We start from the raw sequence: 19,812 nt of genomic DNA, 5'->3' as shown, positions 1-19,812 counted from the left end.
CTGGTCATTAACAACGTCCGTAACAAGCTATTACATCAATTGGTGGCGGTTATCCGGCAGGGTAAGCCCGACCAAATGACCACCATTCCCAAGGCTTAAAAAATTGCACTTAAACCCTTGACTTTATCATAGCTATCGGAGATGTCGCCGTTAGTATAGGTTTGTAAAATTTTTCTAATGTTCTAACAGAGTAAAGCATTTGTATCGGATATTCATTTAGATTATATTCTTTCGAAAAAGCATTATAAAATTCCATTTTTTCTTTTGAATCTACTTTAATAATTGAATCTATTAATCTAAATGGTATATCTTTCCCGTCATTTGTCTTAAATCCAAATGACACTCCTATATGAGGAAAATTATCTAGCATTGAAATAAAAATCACCCCATTTTCATTAGTATACATATCAATGAAATCATCTGATATTTTCTCATTATAAACATATCTATACGGCTTTAAGAACTCACCTACAATTTGGTAACAATCTTTTTTAAACTCAAAATAGCTCAATTCCATTTAGAGCTTTATTATAAAACTATTTCCTTGTAAAGAATAATTTATTAAACTAAATATTCGCATTCCTATTTCGAAAATATATGCAAACTAGTAATATTGTCCGTCATCGTTTGCATTCCGCGAATGCTTCTTATCGAGAAGGGTCCGCAGCGGCGGACTTCTCGCATCCATGAATTGTTTTACGGCAGGCTAGCTTTAGGGCCAGTATCATTTATTGATGATGATTATTCATGTTAATCAAATGATAAAGGTATTTTTATAGGTTTCCGAATAATTGTCCGTAAGATGTCAATGATTCAAGAAACTTTTCTAAACTATCTGCAAGTCTAATCGGCATTAACTCATCATCATACCAAATGTAATTTATCCAATATATTACTCCATAGTTATCTGATTTATAACCCATTAGTATACACCCACCTCCTTGTGTATCTGCTATTCTAATCATTTCATGATGGAAATAGTCTGGAAAGCCTTCTTCCTTTTCAGAATCGACGAATGTAAAGTAACCACCTTCTAAAGAATCAATAGCCACTAATTCTACAAGACTATCATTTAAATCTTTATTATTAATATTGATCTGAAAGAAAGAAGTTTCGTCGCTTAACTCTCCTCCATTACTTTTTAAAAGGAAATCCCTATATGGATCCGGAAGAGAAAACCCAAATTTTGCTTCAGTACTTAAAATCTCTTGTAAGCTACAAGGTCTATTAAGCTTTTTAAAGTAATTGTTTAAATTTTCCATCTACATTTTATAAACTTATATAGCTCCTCATATAAAATAAGTGTATGAACTTTTAAAGCAAGTTTGTTTTCTTCGCTGGTAATAGTATAAACTACGTGTTCTCAGACCGCCGTATTATTTACACAAGATTACTAGTTCGGATGAGGAGGTTTTTGAATAAAAAAGTCCACTCAACAGTCGACAGCTTACTTTCATATTTTTTTTGTAACAATCCACCGTTCGCGCCGGAACCGTGCGCTAGTATAGCCCTCCTGATAGTTATTACAACACTTACCGCCTGCTCACAATTGCGAGCGGTAACCGGAAAAACAGACTACCAGATTCTATTCATAAATTCCTCAAAGTCCCATTCCCAATATAAGGAGCCTTTGAAAGCAGCTTTTAGTAGCTTATCTAAATCGGGTTCAAAACGTTTTATGTTTGCATACCACTCAGGGGTATAGCTCACATAAGGGTCAAGACCACTTTCTGCCTGACTGCGGAATGTGCGGCCAAGTCGGGTAACCCAATATTGAACTTTTTCATCTTTCGTTAGGTCATCATACCCAAGGGCAATTTCGGTTTGCTGCGAGCGCCCCCATTCTTGGATTTCCTCATAATACTTGATAAAGTCATTTTTTGACAGTTTCATCAATTCATTATAAGATAAAATTCCAGGCTGTTTATTGTCTTCTTCCATCTCTTAACTTTGCCGGATTAGCCTTATTACAAATTATAAAGAAAACGGATCAGGTTCAGCATCATCCAGGCTTTTAAATTTAGTACCAGCCTTATAACTACGAGCTATGGAGACACCACTGCAACTTACGCGCCAACGCCCAAACTCCCCCAAAAAAGACTGTCTGCCGTTTGGGGGCAGACCCGCCAGGCGGCCCCCAAACGGCAGACAGTTATCGGTACGACAGCCAATTGAAACCTACTTCAACGGCAAATGGACTTCGCACATCATACAGCGGGCAGAGCCACCGCCATTGCCTTCGATCATCGACAGGTCAATGTGCATGATCCGCGCGTAATCGTCTAGTACATCAAGTTGTTTGTCGGTCAGCGAGGTATAGGCCTGATCAGACATCACCAGAAGCTTCTGCCCGGTCTGCGAATTGACCAGCAGCATATTGCCGGCAAAGCTGGCCATCTGTTCCGGTGTAATCTCAACGACCCGTTTGCCCAGGGCCTCCAGCTCCTGCCGGACCATCAGCCGCTCGTCGATGTCAGGGATAGCCTGCAGGCAGATCACCGCAAACGTATCGCCCATACACATCACCACATTGGTATGGTACACGGGTTTGCCATCGGCGTCAACGGCGCGAAAGGCCACCGTCCGGTAACCGGTCTTGTCGGCAAAGGCGCTGAGTACCTCCGCATCGGTCCGGGGCGACAAACAGGCAAATGCCACGCGGTTCATCCGGTCGAGGACCAGGCTGCCCGTCCCTTCCAGAAACTTTCCTTCGTTCTCGTAGCCGCTCAGGTCAACCACACTGCCGACGATAAAGCGTTTGCCCAGGTCATCAATAATATCCTGCCGGCGTTCCGGACGCCGGTTCTCGGCCTGCATCGGATACAGAATGACCTTCCCGCTGAAATGAAACGACACCCAGTTATTTGGAAAAATCGAGTCGGGCGTGTGCGGATCGGCGGTATCGTCATACACCATCACATCAACACCCGCCGACGTCAGGTGGCGTACCATATCGTCGAACTCCCGAAGGGCTGTTTCCTGCGCCGTTTCTTTGGTTTGTTCGGCCAGCTGCGCGTTCTGAAAGGCATTGGAGCCGGCAGTCTGTTCGTTAAAACCGAACTGTACGGGCCGGATCATGAGTATATGTGAGGTGGTTTGTGACTGCATAGGTTAGTTTGTCAAAAAGCAGGAAATATTGGCAAAATGCCATTCAGCGCTTTAAAATTACAAAATCTCTCGTTTCGGCGGGCAATATCGCCCTACAACTTCTCCCGCCACAGCGGCAGACTCATGCAGTGCGACCCGCCACGGGCACGGCTCAGCTCGGCCGACGGCAGCATGATAAACGTATTCTCAATGGTTTCGGGCGAGCTTTCCCCCCGGTCAAACCGCTCGAGCAATTCACTGGCTTTCACCACATCGAACCCTTTCGCACGGAAGGCCTCCAGCGTTTTATCGTTGCGGTCATACCCGATCACGACCCCGTCTTTCAGGGCCAGCAGGTTGCAGGAATCAGTCCATTGCTCACGGGCCCCGAACGGAAATTCGTTGTTGCCGGAGTATATAAACTGCACCGGTTCGGTGCTGCCCAGATCGTTTTTGCTGATGTCGGCAAGGAGGTCTTCGAGGTTCTCGATTTCGATAGGCTTGTGTTCAAGCCCCTTGATGAACTGGAGAATTTTAAGGTCTTCGGACACATCTTTCGGCGCAAAGAAATGGATCACATCCCGTTTTTTGGCTTCATCGCCGGTACGCCCCAGCGAAGCCAGCAGCACCCATATGTTGCGTTTCACCTGGGTAAAAACAGTGTCGATGTGCATGTAATCGCGCTTTTTCGGAATCTGAATCACCGTCACCGTATCAACCAGATTCTTCTGAAACACGATCCGCATCACCTGTTGGGCCGCGTAAAGCGTCGTCCGCTCACTGACGCCGATCAGCAGGTGCCGGGGCGCAATCATCATCACGTCTCCCCCTTCCAGCGTCGAACGCGTCAGGTCTTTGTTTACCTCCGAATCGGCCAGCAGAAACGCGTGCTCATTATCCGGAATTTCGATGATATTATCCCGGAAGGGCGCAAACAGCGGATGGTGAAAAAAGATGTACTGGGTCAGCAGGGCTTCCCGCGTCCGGGCATGTTTGGCCGGTTTGTTGAGCAGGATATGGTCGTTGATGACGATACCGATATCGCGGGTAAAGATAAAGTTGGGGACCGGCGCAAAGATCATGGTCATGGCCTCGTCGGGGAGTGTACCCGAGATCAGAATCTTGGCCAGCTCGACCGGATCGTAGCTTTGGAGGCGTTGCTGGGCGGCAAATGAGGTACGTTCAATGCCGCAGATGGCCGCCACCAGCTTGGTTTTGATAACGTCATCGGCCAGAATATCAGACAGCAGGCACTGTACGTCAACGACTTTGTCGGATGCAAAATAATCCGGATGATCAGGTTTGAAAAAGTTACGATCGCTGGCGGGTCCCAGCTCCGCAATGCGGCCTTTTACTTTATCAGGATCGAGAAAATACAGCAGAATCTTAACGTAATAGTCGTATTCATACCGCCGCATGGTATCAAGGTGCACGATATCTTCAAACAGCCAGTCCTGGGCTTTGGAAGGTACAACCTTGCCAAGGCCCCGGTCCGGACTGTGGATCAGCAGCCGCCTGAGCGTACCGATTTCTGAGGATACCTGTAGCTGAAGTGTGTTTCCTGTGGTTTTGCCATGTTGCATAACATGTTTCGTCGATGTTTCCGGCAAGATACACAGAAAGCCGTTTATTCATACAGGTCGTCGAGGTCGGCGGCGGCCAGTTCGACGAGCAATTCGCTGATCTTCGATGTCAGTGCTTCCAAGTACCGTTCGCCCTTTTCGGGAGTTGCCTGCTTCGGATTGCCGATGCCGGTATCTTCCGACACCTTCGACCATTGCCGCTCGGCCCACGCCCATCCCTCGCGGAACGCCTTGATTTTCCAGCGTTTGGCCGTACCATCGCCGGCCTCGTCGAGTGGCAGAACCAGATCAGGGTGCAGGTGCATCATTACGCTGGTTTCGAGTTCGTCGGCGTGGTCGCCTTTCACGTCGAAAAACGTTGACCGGTCGAGAACGTTAAACCAGAAACAGGTACTAATCAACATCTTCGGAAACCGCACGCCCAGTTCACGGATCATCTGCCGGAAATCGTTACCGCCGTGGCTGTTCAGAATCAGGAGTTTGTAAATGCCCTGCCGGTTCAGCACCTCTGCGATATCGTTCAGTACCGCCAGCTGGGTGCTCGGGTGCATGTTAATGTCCAGCAAAATATCCGTCTGCCCTGTGTTGACGCCAAACGGGATGGTGGGCAGCACGATCACTTTTGCCCCCTGCTCCCACGCTTTCTGCGCCGATCCGGCCGCTATGGCGTCGGCTTCGTAAACGTCCGTAGCATAAGGCAGGTGGTAATTATGGGCTTCGGTGGCCCCCCACGGCAGAATAGCGAGGTCAAACGATGTATCTTTGACGGCTTTCCAGTTGGTTTCGGCTAAAATATATGGTCGCACCAGGTACGTATTTGGTTTAATTAATCAGGGCAAAGCTACGAGGAATGAATTGCTTTCAGAAAACAATCCGGTTACAACCCTATTCACGGGGCTTTCATTTAATCACCCGCATCATCGAGCGTGAATTTCCGGAGCTCCGGCAACTGAAGGCGGGCATGGTACAGGTGTTTATCCAGCACACATCGGCCAGCCTGACCATCAACGAAAATGCCGACCCGACCGTCCGCGTTGATTTTGAAACGCATTTTAACCGGATGATTCCGGAAAACATGCCGTATTACCAGCACGACTACGAGGGCTCCGACGACATGCCGGCCCACCTGAAAGCGTCGGTACTGGGCAGTTCGGTGCTGATACCGGTCACCAACGGGCAGCTGAACTTGGGCACATGGCAGGGCATTTACCTCTGCGAACACCGCAACCACGGCGGCAGCCGCACGCTGGTCCTGACGGCGTGGGGAAGTTAGGGCTGGTTGTTCGGGTTGTTCTGATGGTTCTGGTTGTTCGGGTTGTTCTGATGGTTCTGGTTGTTCTGATGGTTCTGGTTGTTGCTGGTTGTTCGGGGTTGCTGGTTGTTCTGCTCCAATGGCCCGTAGGGCCACAACAGCCGCAGGCGTCGGTAGAACGTCGGGCGTCATCGTTCGTCATCGTTCGTCATCGTTCGTCATCGTTCGTCATCGTTCGTCATCGTTCGTCATCGAACGTCGGCAAAACATCCATAAAATCCCGATTGCCAACCGAAGTAATCCCCGTCGCTGTGCCGTCAGGTACAGCACATGCAGTTGTATAGTCACAAAAAAAGCGGCTCAGATGTCTGAGCCGCTTTCCTGTCGCTTATCATTATGCTTACATCGCCAGTTTCTGAGCAACAACCGCACTCAGGTACTCGCGGATCGGTTCAATTTTGATTTGTGTCAGCACGTCCTGCGCAAAGGCATACATCAGCAATGCCTGGGCTTCGGTTCTCGGGATACCGCGTGACCGCATGTAGAACAGGGCCTCTTCGTCGAGCATACCCGTTGTTGTACCGTGCGAGCACTTCACGTCATCCGCAAAAATTTCGAGCTGCGGCTTGGTATTCATCGTTGCTTCCGGCGACAACACTACGTTTTTGCACGACTGGTACGCGTTGGTTTTCTGCGCATCCTGACGAACAAAGATCTTCCCGTTGAAAACGCCCGTCGATTTCTCTTCCAGAATCCCCTTATAGAGTTCGCTGCTGTACGAGTTCGGTTTAGCGTGATCAACCAGCGTGTGGTTATCGACAAACTGACGGCCGTTCGGGATGTAAAGCCCGTACATGTAGGCCTCGCAGTACTCCCCGTCGAGCACGATATTCAGGTTGTTCCGGACAAAGCCGCCATTCAGCGTAACCGTGGCTGAATAGAAGTGGCTGTTGTCGGCCTGACGCACCTGCGTTGTCCCGATGTGATAAGCCGCATCCGTATCGTTCTGCACTTTGTAGTGTTCAACATTAGCGTCGCGGGCCAGCGAGATTTCGGTCACGACGTTGGTGAACGCCGTCATCTCACCCAGCGAGCGGTATGATTCGGCAATTTTCACGTTTGCATTCCGGCCAACAATAATCAGGTTACGCGGCTGGGCAGCGACTTTCTTTTCGCGGGCGTCGTTGATGTAGCGGATGATAATCGGCTGTTCGACCACTTTCCCGTCCGGTACACGGATAAATACCCCGTCATGGGCAAATGCCGTATTCAGGGCCGTAAAGGCATTATCCTGATAATCGGCCTGCTGTGCAAAGTAATTGTTAATCGTTTCCGGCTGCGACTTCAGCGCTTCGGCGAAGCTCAGAATCTGTACCTCAGCCGCAGGGCTGACGATGGTCGACATCTCCGGTTTGTAACGACCATTCACAAAGTAAAGAATGTTGCCCGACAGGTTCGGGATTTCCAGCGTATGCAGGTCATCGGCCGACAGCGGTGAGGGGGTTTCCAGCTCAAACGCTTCCTGAATCAGGTTCTTTACATTGGCATACTTCCACTCTTCGTGTTTAATGGTCGGAAAGCCCAGTTTGTCGAACTGTTGCAGGGCCGCCCGGCGCACCTGATGCACGGGAGACTTGCTTTCGCCATTGATTCGTTCCTCCGTCACCTGAAATGCGGCCAGCAACTGGTCTTTCAGCGGAGAGGTCCGACTGTATGATTGAGAATTGGGAGTCATAATAGTTTTGTAGCAGTTTGCTGAGGCTCACGCCCGGCAGTAGGTTTATTGAACAACAGTTTCGTCAACGCGTTACTGCCACAGATTACTGCTGGTATTCGGCTTCAGCTTTGATCCAGTCGTAGCCTTTTTCTTCCAGCTCAAGGGCCAGTTCTTTCGGACCCGACTTCACGATACGGCCTTTATACAATACGTGTACGTAGTCCGGCACGATATAATCCAGCAATCGCTGATAGTGCGTTACGACAATGGTTGAGCGTTCCGGAGAGCGCAGTTTGTTCACGCCTTCGGCCACAATCCGCAGGGCGTCGATATCCAGACCCGAATCCGTTTCGTCGAGGATCGCCAGTTTCGGCTCCAGCATCGCCATCTGGAATACTTCGTTCCGTTTTTTCTCACCACCGGAGAAGCCTTCGTTCAGGGAGCGGCTCAGGAGCGACTGGTCGATGTTCACCAGCTTCATTTTCTCCTTCATCAGTTTCAGGAACTGAACGGCATCGAGTGCCTCTTCGCCACGGTATTTACGGATTTCGTTCAGGGCTGTACGCAGGAAGTTCGTTGTACTGACGCCCGGAATTTCAACCGGATATTGAAAAGCGAGGAATATACCTTCGGCAGCCCGCTCTTCGGGTGCCAGTTCTAACAGATCTTTTCCATCAAACAGCACACTTCCGCCGGTAACTTCGTAGGTTTCACGACCCGCTAACACCGAAGCCAGTGTACTTTTTCCTGAGCCGTTCGGGCCCATAATTGCATGAACCTCACCGGCTTTCACCTCAAGGTTAATGCCCTTTAGAATTTCTTTTTCCCCAATCGAGGCCTGCAAATTACTGATAGTAAGCATAATAGGTCAGTCGTAACGGCTGTAAAAGAACTGCAAAAGTAGCGCTAAATCAGATTGATTCTACGCAGCTAACAAAAATGAGTGAATAAAAGTTGATTTTGCGCCCGCCCGAACCGAAATAAAGTACTGAAAAGCAGATGCAAAGAAGCCCGGCTTCATCTGAGCCGGGCTTGCCTGACATACTTGCTTATTCCTTCGGCATCGAACCAAAGGAGATCGTTTATGGGAGCGTTGCTACCCTTGATTTCGTTTTCCGGATCACGGCCGGTACACAGATTTCCGCCGGGCACTGGCAGTTGGTCACTACATCTACCCGCACATCGCGGTAGCAGCCCAGTGCACTGTATACGCGGACGGTATATTGCTGATCGCCCGCGAGATTTGACGCAATCACACCGTTGGCCGGTATGGCCGTCAGCACCGGATTCACCGTGGTGAAGCTGCCGCCCGCCGAGATCGCAACGCTGTACGAAGCCGGATCACCCAGCCCCAGCACCGTCAGCTGACCGTTCAGCTGTGGCTGGCTCGCAATACAGGTCGGCGACTTCGCCATCACCGTAAACAACGGCACGCTGTCAGCTTCAATGACAATCGGACAGCACGACAGATCCGGACACAGTCCCGGCGCATCGTTTACCACGATCCGATACTCACCGAACGCCGTTGCTGTAAATGTATTTAACGGACCTTCGTAGGCTTTTATTTCGGCACCTGTAACCGGTTTAAAGAACCACTGATACAAACTGTAACCAGACGGAGCAGACAGTTCATATTCAAAAGTAGCACCTGCACAGACTTTTACTGGTACAGACGTACAAACTTTCGCAATGGCCCCCGGTATCATGGCGGTGTTATAGACAACACCCTCTTCGGTGATGCTGGCCGAAAATACCAGCGTCACGGTTGCACTCGCCGGCAGGCTCGGAATTGTCCATTCGCTCACCGGATTACCAGGCGAGAATGTACCCGTTGATACATTGATTGAGCCGGTCTGAATCGCCAGTCCGCTGCTCACCGAATCGCGCACCACCACGTTTGTTGCGGCACCGGGACCTCCGTTGCTGACAATCAGCGTATAGGTAATCAGGTCACCCACTTTCGCGCGGCTGGCACTGACCAGCTTTGTGATGGCGAGCGATGTCTGCTCATTGACACTGACCGTCACGGAACCGGTGGCCACGCACTGACCGCTGGCACACGACGCGGTATAGGTTGTTGTTGTCAGCGGCATGACCACAATGCTCGGCTGTCCGGCAAACTGACTACCCGCCGACCAGGTAAGTGTTCCGCTCTGACAACCGGAAGCGGTCAGGGTAACACTTTGCCCGGCGGCAGCGGTCTGACTGGAAGCTGTGACAAGTATGGTATTACCTATTCCGACAGTCACCGGAATGACCAGTGTCAGCACCGGCGTACCCAGTACGCTGGCGGTGACCGTCAGCCCTTGTGTTCCGCTTAGTAACCCATCGACAGTTGCAACACCGGCTGAGTTTACAGCACTCACCGTAGCACCGACCGGACCTGTTATGGCCAGTTGTACCAGCGGGTTGGTCAGGCCGAAGTTGAGCGGCAGCAGCGTTAAAGACAAGGTCTGCCCTAAACAAATGACATTATTTAAGGCAATATCAAGCAGTGGTGCCACAACGGTCAGGTTAATGATCGTCGTCGGGCTCACACACGTTCCGTTACCGCAGACCAGCGACAGGGCCTGAACCCCGATCGCAGACGTCGATACCGGCACAATGCCCTGCACCGGATTCAGCAACGTACCCAGCGTACCGGCCGGACATAAGCCCGTCAGCGATACCGTACTGCCGACAACCGTCGTCAGTGTACCTGGCAATGACGGCGGCAGCAGACTGCCGATATTCACCGGAATCGGCAGGGTCAGTACCGGATTGCCCAGCACACTGGCGGTCAACGTCAGGGTTGACGGGCCGGCTGGCAGGCCGTTTACCGTTAAGACGCCATCCGGACCTAAAGCGGAGATCGTAGCACCCACCGGTCCGGTTACCGCCAGTTGAATCAGCGGATTCGTCAGACCAAAGTTCACCGGCAGCAGCGTCAGCGACAGCGGGCCGTTGATGCAGGCAATCGTACCGGTCAATACCTGTACAATCGGGGCCACAATGGATAAGTTGACAATACTCGTCGGACTCAGACAGGTACCGTTACCGCAGACGAGCGACAAGGTCTGAACGCCTACTGCCGACGTTGATACCGGAATTACCCCTTGCAGCGGATTGAGCAGCGTACCCAGCGTACCGGTCGGGCACAGGCCGGACAACGATACTGTACTGCCTGTCAGAGCAGTCAGCGTGGCCGGTAACGACGGGGCCAGCGGAACCGGCAGCGCGATAACCGGCAATGGCAGGCTGAGCACTTGTGTACCCGCTACGCTGACACTGACTGTCAATGTGGTTGTCCCCGAGGTCAGGCCGCTAACCGTTAAGGCGCCATCCGGGCCTAAGGCTGAAATCGTTGTATTTGCCGGACCGCTTACCCCAACGCTGATCAGCGGGTTGGCCAGGCTGAAATTCCCCGGCAAGACCGTTAATGACAGATTCTGCCCCACGCACACCAGTCCGCCCTGCAATATCTGTAGCAACGGCGCAACCACACTCAGGTTCAGAATGCTGGTCGGGCTTAAACAGGTGCCGTTACCGCAGACCAGCGACAAGGTTTGTACCCCGACCGCCGATGTCGATACCGGAATGATACCTTGTAACGGGTTCAGCAGTGTACCGAGCGTACCGGCCGGACAGAGGCCCGACAACGACAATGGTGTACCGGCCAGCGCCGTCAGGGTCGTTGGCAGCGTAGGCGGCAGCAGATTACCAATCGTAACCGGGATAGGGATCGTAAGCAGCGGCGTCCCCAGCACACTGGCTGTCACGGTCAGCGTCGACGGACCGGCGGGCAGGCCGTTTACCGTCAGGACACCATCCGGGCCGAGTGCCGAGATCGTCGCCCCTACCGGACCGGTCACCGCCAGCTGAATCAAAGGGTTGGTCAGGTTAAAGTTGACCGGCAGCAGTGTTACCGACAGCGGCTGGCCAAGGCAGACAATACCGGATGTCAACGTTTGCAGCAGCGGCGCCACTACGCTTAAATTGATGACGGATGTCGGGCTGACACAGGTGCCGTTGCCGCAGATCAGCGACAGCGACTGCACCCCGACGGCCGTTGTTGATACCGGAATAATGCCTTGCAGCGGATTCAGCAGCGTTCCCAGCGTACCGGCCGGACAAAGGCCCGACAGCGATAGTGTGCTGCCGACTACCGTTGTCAGCGTCGTTGGCAGGGACGGCGGCAGAATACTGCCCACATTTACCGGAACCGGAATCGTGAGTACCGGATTGCCCAGCACACTTACCGTCACCGTCAGCGTTGACGGGCCGGTTGGCAGGCCGTTTACGGTTAATACACCATCGGGGCCGAGCGCCGAGATCGTTGCACCAACCGGACCGGTTACGGCGACCTGGACCAGAGGATTGGTCAGGCCGAAATTAAGCGGCAGTACGGTTAGTGACAGTGGCTGACCCAGACAGACAACACTGGTAAGCGTTTGTACGAGCGGGGCAACAATCGATAAGTTAATGATATTCGTCGGACTGATACAGCCTGAGGCGTTTGTACAGATCAGCGACAGGCTCTGTGTACCGACCGTGGATGTCGATACCGGAATACTGCCTAAGAGCGGCAGACCAGGAAGACCCAGTGTGCTGCCCACCTCGCAGAGGCCCGACAGCGACAACGGCAAGCCGACCAGACCCGTTACGGTTGTTGGTGTCGTTGGCGCCAACGGCAGCGGCAGACGCACTACCGGCACCGGCAGGCTCAGCACCTGATTGCCCAGCACACTCACACTCAGTGTCAGCGTTGTGGTTCCTGATGTCAGGCCGCTGATCGTCAATACACCATCCGGACCAAGCGCCGAAATCGTGGTGTTAGCCGGTCCGCTGACACCCACGTTGATTAATGGATTTGACAAATTAAAGTTACCCGGCAGCAGCGTCAGCGATAAGGCTTCGCCCACGCAGGCCAGCGGCCCCTGTAACACCTGCAACAATGGCGCAACGATTGACAGGTTCAGCACATTCGTCGGACTGATACAGCCTGAGGCGTTTGTACAGATCAGCGACAGACTCTGCGTACCGACCGTTGATGTCGGCACCGGCACACTACCCAGCAGCGGCAAACCCGGCACACCCAGTGTACTGCCTACTTCGCAAAGACCGGATACGGATAATGGTAAGCCGACCAGGCCCGTTACGGTTGTCGGCGTCGTCGGGGCTAATGGTAACGGTAAGCGTACGACCGGTACAGGCAGGCTTAGCACCTGTGTACCCGCTATGCTCAGGTTCAGCGTCAGGGTTGTAGTTCCTGATGTCAGCCCGCTGATGGTCAATACACCATCCGGACCAAGCGCCGAGATGGTGGTGTTGGCCGGGCCGCTGACACCCACGTTGATTAATGGATTTGACAAATTAAAGTTACCCGGCAGCAGCGTCAGCGATAAGGCTTCGCCCACGCAGGCCAGCGGTCCCTGTAACACCTGCAACAATGGCGCAACGATTGACAGGTTCAGCACATTGGCCGGGCTTACGCACCCTGATGCGTTTGTACAAATCAGCGACAGGCTCTGCGTACCGACAGTGGATGTCGACACCGGAATACTGCCTAATAACGGCAGGCCGGGAAGCCCCAGTGTACTGCCCACTTCGCAAAGACCGGACAGTGATAAGGGCAGACCTACCAGGCTGGTTACCGTTGTCGGCGTGGTCGGCGCCAATGGCAGCGGCAACCGCACTACCGGTACCGGCAGGCTCAGAATTTGTGTTCCTGCCAAGCTTACGCTAACCGTCAGGGTTGTTGTGCCCGAGGTCAGCCCGCTGACGGTCAGCACACCGCCCGGACCGAGCGCCGAGATGGTGGTGTTGGCCGGGCCGCTGACACCGACGTTGATTAACGGATTTGTTAAATCAAAATTACCCGGCAGCAGCGTCAGCGATAAGGCTTCGCCCACGCAGGCCAGCGGCCCCTGAACAATCTGCAATACAGGATCAAGAATGGAGAGATTGACAAGAGTCGGTGCGCTCAGACATCCCCCGTTGTTACAGACAAGGGATAGGGACCGGGTTCCGGCCGTGGTGGTCGGCACCGGAATGACGCCCAGCAGCGGCTGCGTTACCGTTCCTAACACAGTCCCGACCGGACACAATCCGGATAAGGACAATGTTGAGCCAGTCAGCGCAGTCAGCGTTGCGGGCGGGCTTGGGCTGGACGGTAGTCCGGTAATGTTCAGGGGAACCTCTAATACCAACGGAGGGATTAAATTCAGCGGATCAAGGACCGGTAGCACATCAGCCGAGATTGTCAGATTATAGACACCTGTTGGTAAACCGGTTCCGGTACTGACACTGATTAAACTGTTTCCACTCCCAACGGAGGCACTGATACCAGCGGGACCTGATACAGATAGATCCAGAATTCCCAGATCACCTGTCCCTGGCAAGGTTAGACCGGGAAGTACTGTGAGGCCTATCGGTTGCCCGGCACAAATGGAACCGCTCGACGGCTGAATACTGATGAGCTGGGCTTTACCCGCGAAAGGTAACAGCATAGCCAGCCAAAGCCAAAGCCATGGCTTTTTCCGTGGAAGTAAACAATAAAGCATAAACGTTATAGTTAGAAAACCTGTCGCAACTCCGCCCTGCTGTGTCCTTTTCCTCAATACTATGGCTTATCAATTTAAGCCGACATCAGAAAAAGATTTTTTATGACAACAAAACCAAAAATCACTTCTAAGTACTTAATCTGCGACAACAATTAAACCACTATTCAATTCACGTAACAAATAATTTTACTTCAAATACTAAAATCAATCAATTAGTCACAATTTTGACATATTCATTGACGAAAGCAGGCAAACTTTTTTTCGTAAAAAACAGGGGCCGGTACTTACAAAAAGTATACCATTAATTAATGATTAACCATCCATAAGTACCGCTCACCTGCTTTTTTGCCGGCAAAGCATATTATTTTATCTTTCTGATGCGAATTGGCACGCATTCGGGCCCATCACACGTACAGGTTACCTGAATGGTAACGGTCACATCCTGATAACAGCCGCGCTCGTTATAGATCCGGACAGTATACGCCCCTGCCGTACTGATGGTATCTGCCAGCAGCCCGTTTTCCGGAATGCCTTTTGCGGCACCGGCGGTTGTTTCGTTAAACGTACTACCGGCTGAGTAACGGTATGTATACGCATTCCGGACACCATCCAGACCGCTCAGCTGAATCCGGCCATCAGCCTGCGCCACCGTACCGCGGCAGGTCGGGTTAGCAGCGGTAAGCGAGAACGACGGAATACTGTCTTCACGGATAATTACCGGACAGCACGATCCGCTGGCACAGGCTCCGCCCTGTTCATCAATGAAAACCGTGTATTCGCCCGCGGTGGTGGCAGTATAGCTGTTCAGGCTACCTTCATAGACCAGTGTACCGTTCCGCAAGAACTTATAGTTCAGATACCCCGCCGGTGCATTGACCCGGAAGGCGTAATCACTCCCTTTACAAACGATAAACGGCACCGACACACAGACCTCTGCCGTATCGGTCGGTACGGTAGCCGTGTTCCGGACAGAACCTCCCCGCAACACACTGGCAGAGTAAACAACGGTTGCGGTTCCGTTCACCGGCAGCCCGGGCACGGCCCAGGCAAAACCGGACGCCGTTGTCGTAAACTGCCCGACCGACGTGGTAACGGAGCCGGGAATAACGACCGCATTGGTGGTCAGCGAATCCCTGACTATATCGTTCAGTGACGGGCCGGTTCCGAGGTTTTGTAAAACCAGCGTGTACGAAATCAGTCCCCCTACCTGCGCCTCCGAGCGGTCGACCAGCTTGCGGATTGTCAGTGCAGGCGTCAGCGGCGCATAAACGGCAATGGAAACCGTAGTATATGTACTACAGCCGGGAACCGTTGTCACGACGGCCGTAAACGTATGAATACCCACCGGCAGCGCCGATGTGGTCACGGTCGGCGAGCTGACTGACGAGAGGGTAATTCCAGCCGGTGCCGACCAGACATAGCTGTAACTACCGGTCGGCGTTACGTTGGCCGACAGGTCAACAGCACCGCTACTCATCGCAGTCTGGCTGCTAACCTGAGTCGTTACCGTAATAACCGGGCAAAGGGTCTGACACACCGGAGAGGCAACTGTCTGCGTGGCTATACAACCGCCGGATGTCATCAGCGCCAGTGTGACGGCACTACCGGAAGCAATGTTGCTTACTGTAAAGCTGTTTCCGCTCTGGCTGAGGGTTCCGGCTGAGGCCGAAACGGTTGCCGAAACCGGACTCACTGTCCCCAGTATTATGTAGGTTTTCCCGTCTGCTGCACAGGTCGTCGACACTACTGTAAAGACAGGGTTTGGCACCACCGTCACCATACCGACGGACACGGCCGTCGTACTCAACACCACGCAGGTGGCGCTGTAACTTAAGATCGTCGTCGTTGTAATCGTCGGCGAAACAGGAATCGACAGGACCGGCGTGGTTCCGCTCACCCCGTTGCCCGACCAGCTCAGCTGACCCGCACAACCCGTTGCCGTCAGACTCGCCGTACTGCCCGCACAGACCGTTGTGTTATTCACACTCACCACCGCCGGCGCGTAGCTGTCAATGGTAAGACTGCCCGTGCCCACACAGCCCGGACCGCTCACGCAGCTGGCCGAGTATACCGTAGTCGCCACTGGACTTACCACCACCGTGGTCTGCCCGTCGAAGCCACTGCCCATCGACCAGCTCAATGTACCGCCCTGGCAACCCGAAGCTGTCAGGCTAACGCTGCTGCCCGAGGCCACTGTCGTGTTCGGGCTGGCACTCAGGCTCACCACCGGTATGGGCACCACCGTCACCGTGCCGACCGACACGGCCGTAGAACTATATAAAACACAGGTAGCCGTATAGCTCAGTACGGTACCGGACGTAATCGTCGGCGATACCGGTATGGCTACCACTGATGTGGCTGCACTAAGGCCCTCGCCCGACCAGCTCAACTGACCGATACAGCCCGTCGCCGTCAGACTCGCCGTCGTTCCGGCACAGACCGTTGTGTTATTCACACTCACCACCGCCGGCGCGTAGCTGTCAATGGTAATATTGCCCGTGCCCACACAACCCGGACCACTTACGCAGCTGGCCGAATATACCGTAGTCGCCACCGGACTTACCACCACCGTGGTTTGCCCGTCGAAGCCACTGCCCATCGACCAGCTCAATGTACCGCCCTGGCAACCCGAAGCCGTCAGGCTAACGCTGCTGCCCGAGGCCACTGTCGTGTTCGGGCTGGCACTCAGGCTCACCACCGGTATGGGCACCACCGTCACCGTGCCGACCGACACGGCCGTAGAACTATATAAAACACAGGTAGCCGTATAGCTCAGTACGGTACCGGACGTAATCGTCGGCGATACCGGTATGGCTACCACTGATGTGGCTGCACTAAGGCCCTCGCCCGACCAGCTCAACTGACCGATACAGCCCGTCGCCGTCAGACTCGCCGTCGTTCCGGCACAGACCGTTGTGTTATTCACACTCACCACCGCCGGCACGGTACATGATGCCGGAGCAGTAAAGGTATCACTCACCGGCCCGCACCACAGATCCGAGAAGGTGGCAGTAACTGTATACGTAGCCGCATCGCTGGTGAGCCCCGTAAACGCAAACGGCACCGACGTGGTAGAGGCCGTAGCCGCAACCGTCAGCGATGTTGTTCCGACAGTAATCGTCAGCGTACCATCAGCCGGTAATCCTTCTGTCAGAAGCGCCCCGAGTAACGTATATTGATTCGTGGCACTGTTACATCCGGATGGCGTTAAAACCAGTGACAGGGAGCAAGGTGGCAAGGGCGCAAAACCAATATCTATATTATGATTATTTTCTCCTGAATATCCTGTGTGTACCGTTGCCGATACCAGACCGCCCGTCTGCACGGCATCATTGTCCCGCACGGCCACATTATCCGTCAGCGGCGCATCGGCAAACGCTCTCCGGAGAATCGCTGTCGTAACTGTCAGACCATATAACGGGCCATACCCGCGGCCACGATACTGGGAAGCCGGAATCCGGATCGTGTACTGACGATCTACCTGAAGCCCCGGCCGGTTGGGCCGGAAAATACCTGTCGTATCAATTACATTTCCCTGATTGAAATAATACGTACCGTCAGCATCCGTAACCTGCGTACCAACCAGCTGATTTTCATCATTATACAACTCAAGTATTACATTCGGCACGACCTGTTCATCAGCATCCTGGATTCCGTTTTTATTCGTATCAATCCAGACACGATTCCCGATTTCGAGCGATTTTGCCGTGCATAACACTTCAATACCGCCAACACCCGATGCTTTACCAAAGAGGTTATTTCCGTTATTTGGCGGAATTTCAGTTAACAGCTGGAACCCTCGTACTTCCTGGCCAGTCGTATTGCTCAGTACACGGTAGCCGTTTGAATAGATATCCCCGCCGTTCGCTTCATTGATCGGGTCAAACGCCGACATGATCAGCTCATTGGTTCCCGGCACAAGTCCAAGGGCCCCGTCGGCCGTTTCGGTATGGCTGTCTTTGTTGAAATTATCCCCCGAATAATATTCGTATTCAATCGGGCTGTAGGTAGCATCCAGATATTGTCCTCCGCCGTTATCCCCGCATTTACCGAGTTGCTCCAGATCATACACCGGTTTATTGACTGTTCCGGAATTACAGATGCGCAGCACATCCCCTCCCGCACGCAGGTTAAACCGCCGGAACTGCGTATTGTCATCAGCCCGTTTTGAGCCCTGCGGATCCGGCCCGTCAAAAATACCCTGATGCCCGAAGCGATCCATGAAGGCAACGACAAGCGAGCCATCATCATCAAACACGATATCAGACAATAAGGCTTGCGGACAAACCAGCTCCCAGCGGTAGCCTAAGCTCCAGACCTCACCCGGCGATTCGTTGTAGTTCGTCCAGTCTGCATCGTCGGTCCAGGGCTGCCACTTGCCGTGTTCGCGGATAAACTCGCCGCCTGAAATATTACCCCGCAGATAATCCAGCGTAAAGTCAATAACCGGCGTCATGACGTGGGTCAGCACGTTCAGCTTGTAGATATAGGCGTGCAGATCCTGATATTGTTTAGAAATGCTGCCGTCGCACACGGTACCAATGTATACGTCGTCGCCGCGGACACCTAATCCATAGGGACGTACCACCCCACCGGTACAGGCCGGCGTGGGTAGGTCATAGGCCAGCACATCAGCGGCGGTCGGAAAGGTAGCCGGATTTTTATCGCTGTCGATCCGGATCCGGTAAAGCCGGTTTTCGTTCAGACTGACCACAAAAAGGAATTGTCCGTCACTCGACATATCCATGTCGCCGAACGAGATTTTCCCTACTGCATCCGTGGGATTACCATTGGCATTAATCAAATCCAGATAGTAATCGCTTTTCATGTGCGGATCATTACCCGTATTGACGGTTACGGTGCCGCCATTGATGTGCGCCACGGTCATCCCGTTCAGGTTGAGCCACTCAAATGACCGCGACCCCGCCGGATCCTTAATATCCGTTGTTACATAAATAACCCCGGTCCCATTAGCGCCGAATGCCGTATGGCGGCGCATAAACGAGGCAGCATACAGCCAGCCCGTTTCCCGGTCAAAGGCTGTTCCCCAGATGGACCCGACTGTTGTTGCCGGTGCATTCGGGTGGCCGACATCATTCGGATCCTTGCCGTTTGCGTTGTAAGGAATGTTAGCGAGCAGGTTATCGCCAAGCGTCGTGCCGGATCCCACAACAAAACACACCACCGAAACAGGAGGCGTCGCTTCACAGAAATCTACCGGATAGTTAATGGCAAAATTAATGTCGGTAGCAGGCCCATGCACAAACTGAACGCCTGTGCCATTACGTCCGACTCCGGGTGCATAAGCACCGGGAAAAAACTTCTTGAGCGAGTCCGGAACGGAAAATTCAATCCGCAGGGCCTCTCCCGCTGCCGCTGCCGGTGCTAAGGCATACAACCCGTCGGCGCCGGATACAGCCGTTGCCAGTAATGAGTTGTCAGCTCTGAATGATTGAATAACGATGCCTTTTACACCAATATCATTACCATCAGCCGCCCCGTTGTTGTTGAAGTCACGAAATATCTTACCTGACTGTGCTATTACTGACGAAAAAGTCAGTATAAGCAATAAAACTGGCAAGACTATTTTCAAAATTTGTGCATAAAATTTCGCCATACGTGTTGAGTTAA

The 19,812-nt window shown here is 52.7% G+C and carries 12 protein-coding genes; 1 reads left to right on the top strand and 11 read right to left on the bottom strand.

Going from position 1 to position 19,812, the window contains the following annotated elements; all coding sequences use genetic code 11:
* Positions 1–109 precede the first annotated feature (109 nt).
* From AC23NW_RS27740 to AC23NW_RS27715, 6 genes are all read right to left on the bottom strand, one after another.
* The gene (locus AC23NW_RS27740) at positions 110–517 is read right to left on the bottom strand and encodes a hypothetical protein (protein ID WP_487453630.1); all 408 of its coding nucleotides are present in this window, start codon (positions 515–517) and stop codon (positions 110–112) included.
* 256 nt (positions 518–773) lie between these two features.
* A complete protein-coding gene (locus tag AC23NW_RS27735; RefSeq protein ID WP_487453628.1) occupies positions 774–1,262 on the bottom strand; it encodes an SMI1/KNR4 family protein in 489 nt (162 codons plus the stop codon).
* A 313-nt stretch (positions 1,263–1,575) separates the two neighbouring features.
* Positions 1,576–1,941 (bottom strand): hypothetical protein, encoded by a 366-nt coding sequence (locus AC23NW_RS27730; RefSeq protein ID WP_487453627.1) that lies wholly within the window; start codon positions 1,939–1,941, stop codon positions 1,576–1,578.
* Between the two features lie 237 nt (positions 1,942–2,178).
* Positions 2,179–3,108 carry a citrulline utilization hydrolase CtlX gene (ctlX, locus tag AC23NW_RS27725; protein WP_487453625.1) on the bottom strand — a complete coding sequence of 310 codons (930 nt, stop codon included), beginning with the start codon at positions 3,106–3,108 and terminating at the stop codon, positions 2,179–2,181.
* A 92-nt stretch (positions 3,109–3,200) separates the two neighbouring features.
* A complete protein-coding gene (locus tag AC23NW_RS27720) occupies positions 3,201–4,670 on the bottom strand; it encodes an arginine deiminase family protein (protein ID WP_293837319.1) in 1,470 nt (489 codons plus the stop codon).
* A 44-nt stretch (positions 4,671–4,714) separates the two neighbouring features.
* Positions 4,715–5,476, bottom strand: a complete 762-nt coding sequence (locus tag AC23NW_RS27715) for a creatininase family protein (protein WP_293837320.1) — start codon at positions 5,474–5,476, stop codon at positions 4,715–4,717.
* Between the two features lie 44 nt (positions 5,477–5,520).
* On the opposite strand from AC23NW_RS27715, the gene AC23NW_RS27710 reads away from it, so the two are divergent.
* Entirely contained in the window at positions 5,521–5,943 is a 423-nt protein-coding gene (locus tag AC23NW_RS27710) for a secondary thiamine-phosphate synthase enzyme YjbQ (RefSeq protein ID WP_487453622.1), read from the top strand.
* Here the strand turns inward: AC23NW_RS27710 and AC23NW_RS27705 are convergent.
* The 5 genes from AC23NW_RS27705 to AC23NW_RS27685 all read right to left on the bottom strand — a co-directional run bounded on the left by AC23NW_RS27705 (position 5,940) and on the right by AC23NW_RS27685 (position 19,750).
* Positions 5,940–6,062 carry a hypothetical protein gene (locus tag AC23NW_RS27705; RefSeq protein ID WP_487453620.1) on the bottom strand — a complete coding sequence of 41 codons (123 nt, stop codon included), beginning with the start codon at positions 6,060–6,062 and terminating at the stop codon, positions 5,940–5,942. The two genes, AC23NW_RS27710 and AC23NW_RS27705, sit on opposite strands and share 4 nt — an antisense overlap.
* Before the next feature lie 260 nt (positions 6,063–6,322).
* A complete protein-coding gene (gene sufD, locus AC23NW_RS27700) occupies positions 6,323–7,657 on the bottom strand; it encodes a Fe-S cluster assembly protein SufD (protein ID WP_293837322.1) in 1,335 nt (444 codons plus the stop codon).
* A gap of 85 nt (positions 7,658–7,742) precedes the next feature.
* Positions 7,743–8,501 (bottom strand): Fe-S cluster assembly ATPase SufC, encoded by a 759-nt coding sequence (gene sufC, locus AC23NW_RS27695; RefSeq protein ID WP_293837323.1) that lies wholly within the window; start codon positions 8,499–8,501, stop codon positions 7,743–7,745.
* Positions 8,502–8,721: 220 nt separating this feature from the next.
* Positions 8,722–14,127, bottom strand: coding sequence for a hypothetical protein (locus tag AC23NW_RS27690; RefSeq protein WP_487453617.1), 5,406 nt, complete (start codon positions 14,125–14,127; stop codon positions 8,722–8,724).
* Positions 14,128–14,542: 415 nt separating this feature from the next.
* A complete protein-coding gene (locus AC23NW_RS27685; protein WP_487453615.1) occupies positions 14,543–19,750 on the bottom strand; it encodes an SdrD B-like domain-containing protein in 5,208 nt (1,735 codons plus the stop codon).
* Positions 19,751–19,812 lie beyond the last annotated feature (62 nt).

This window comes from Arsenicibacter sp. R0_47, assembly GCF_057652235.1.
Note: the sequence above shows the minus strand (reverse complement) of the source record. Positions and strands in the feature narration are given on the sequence as shown.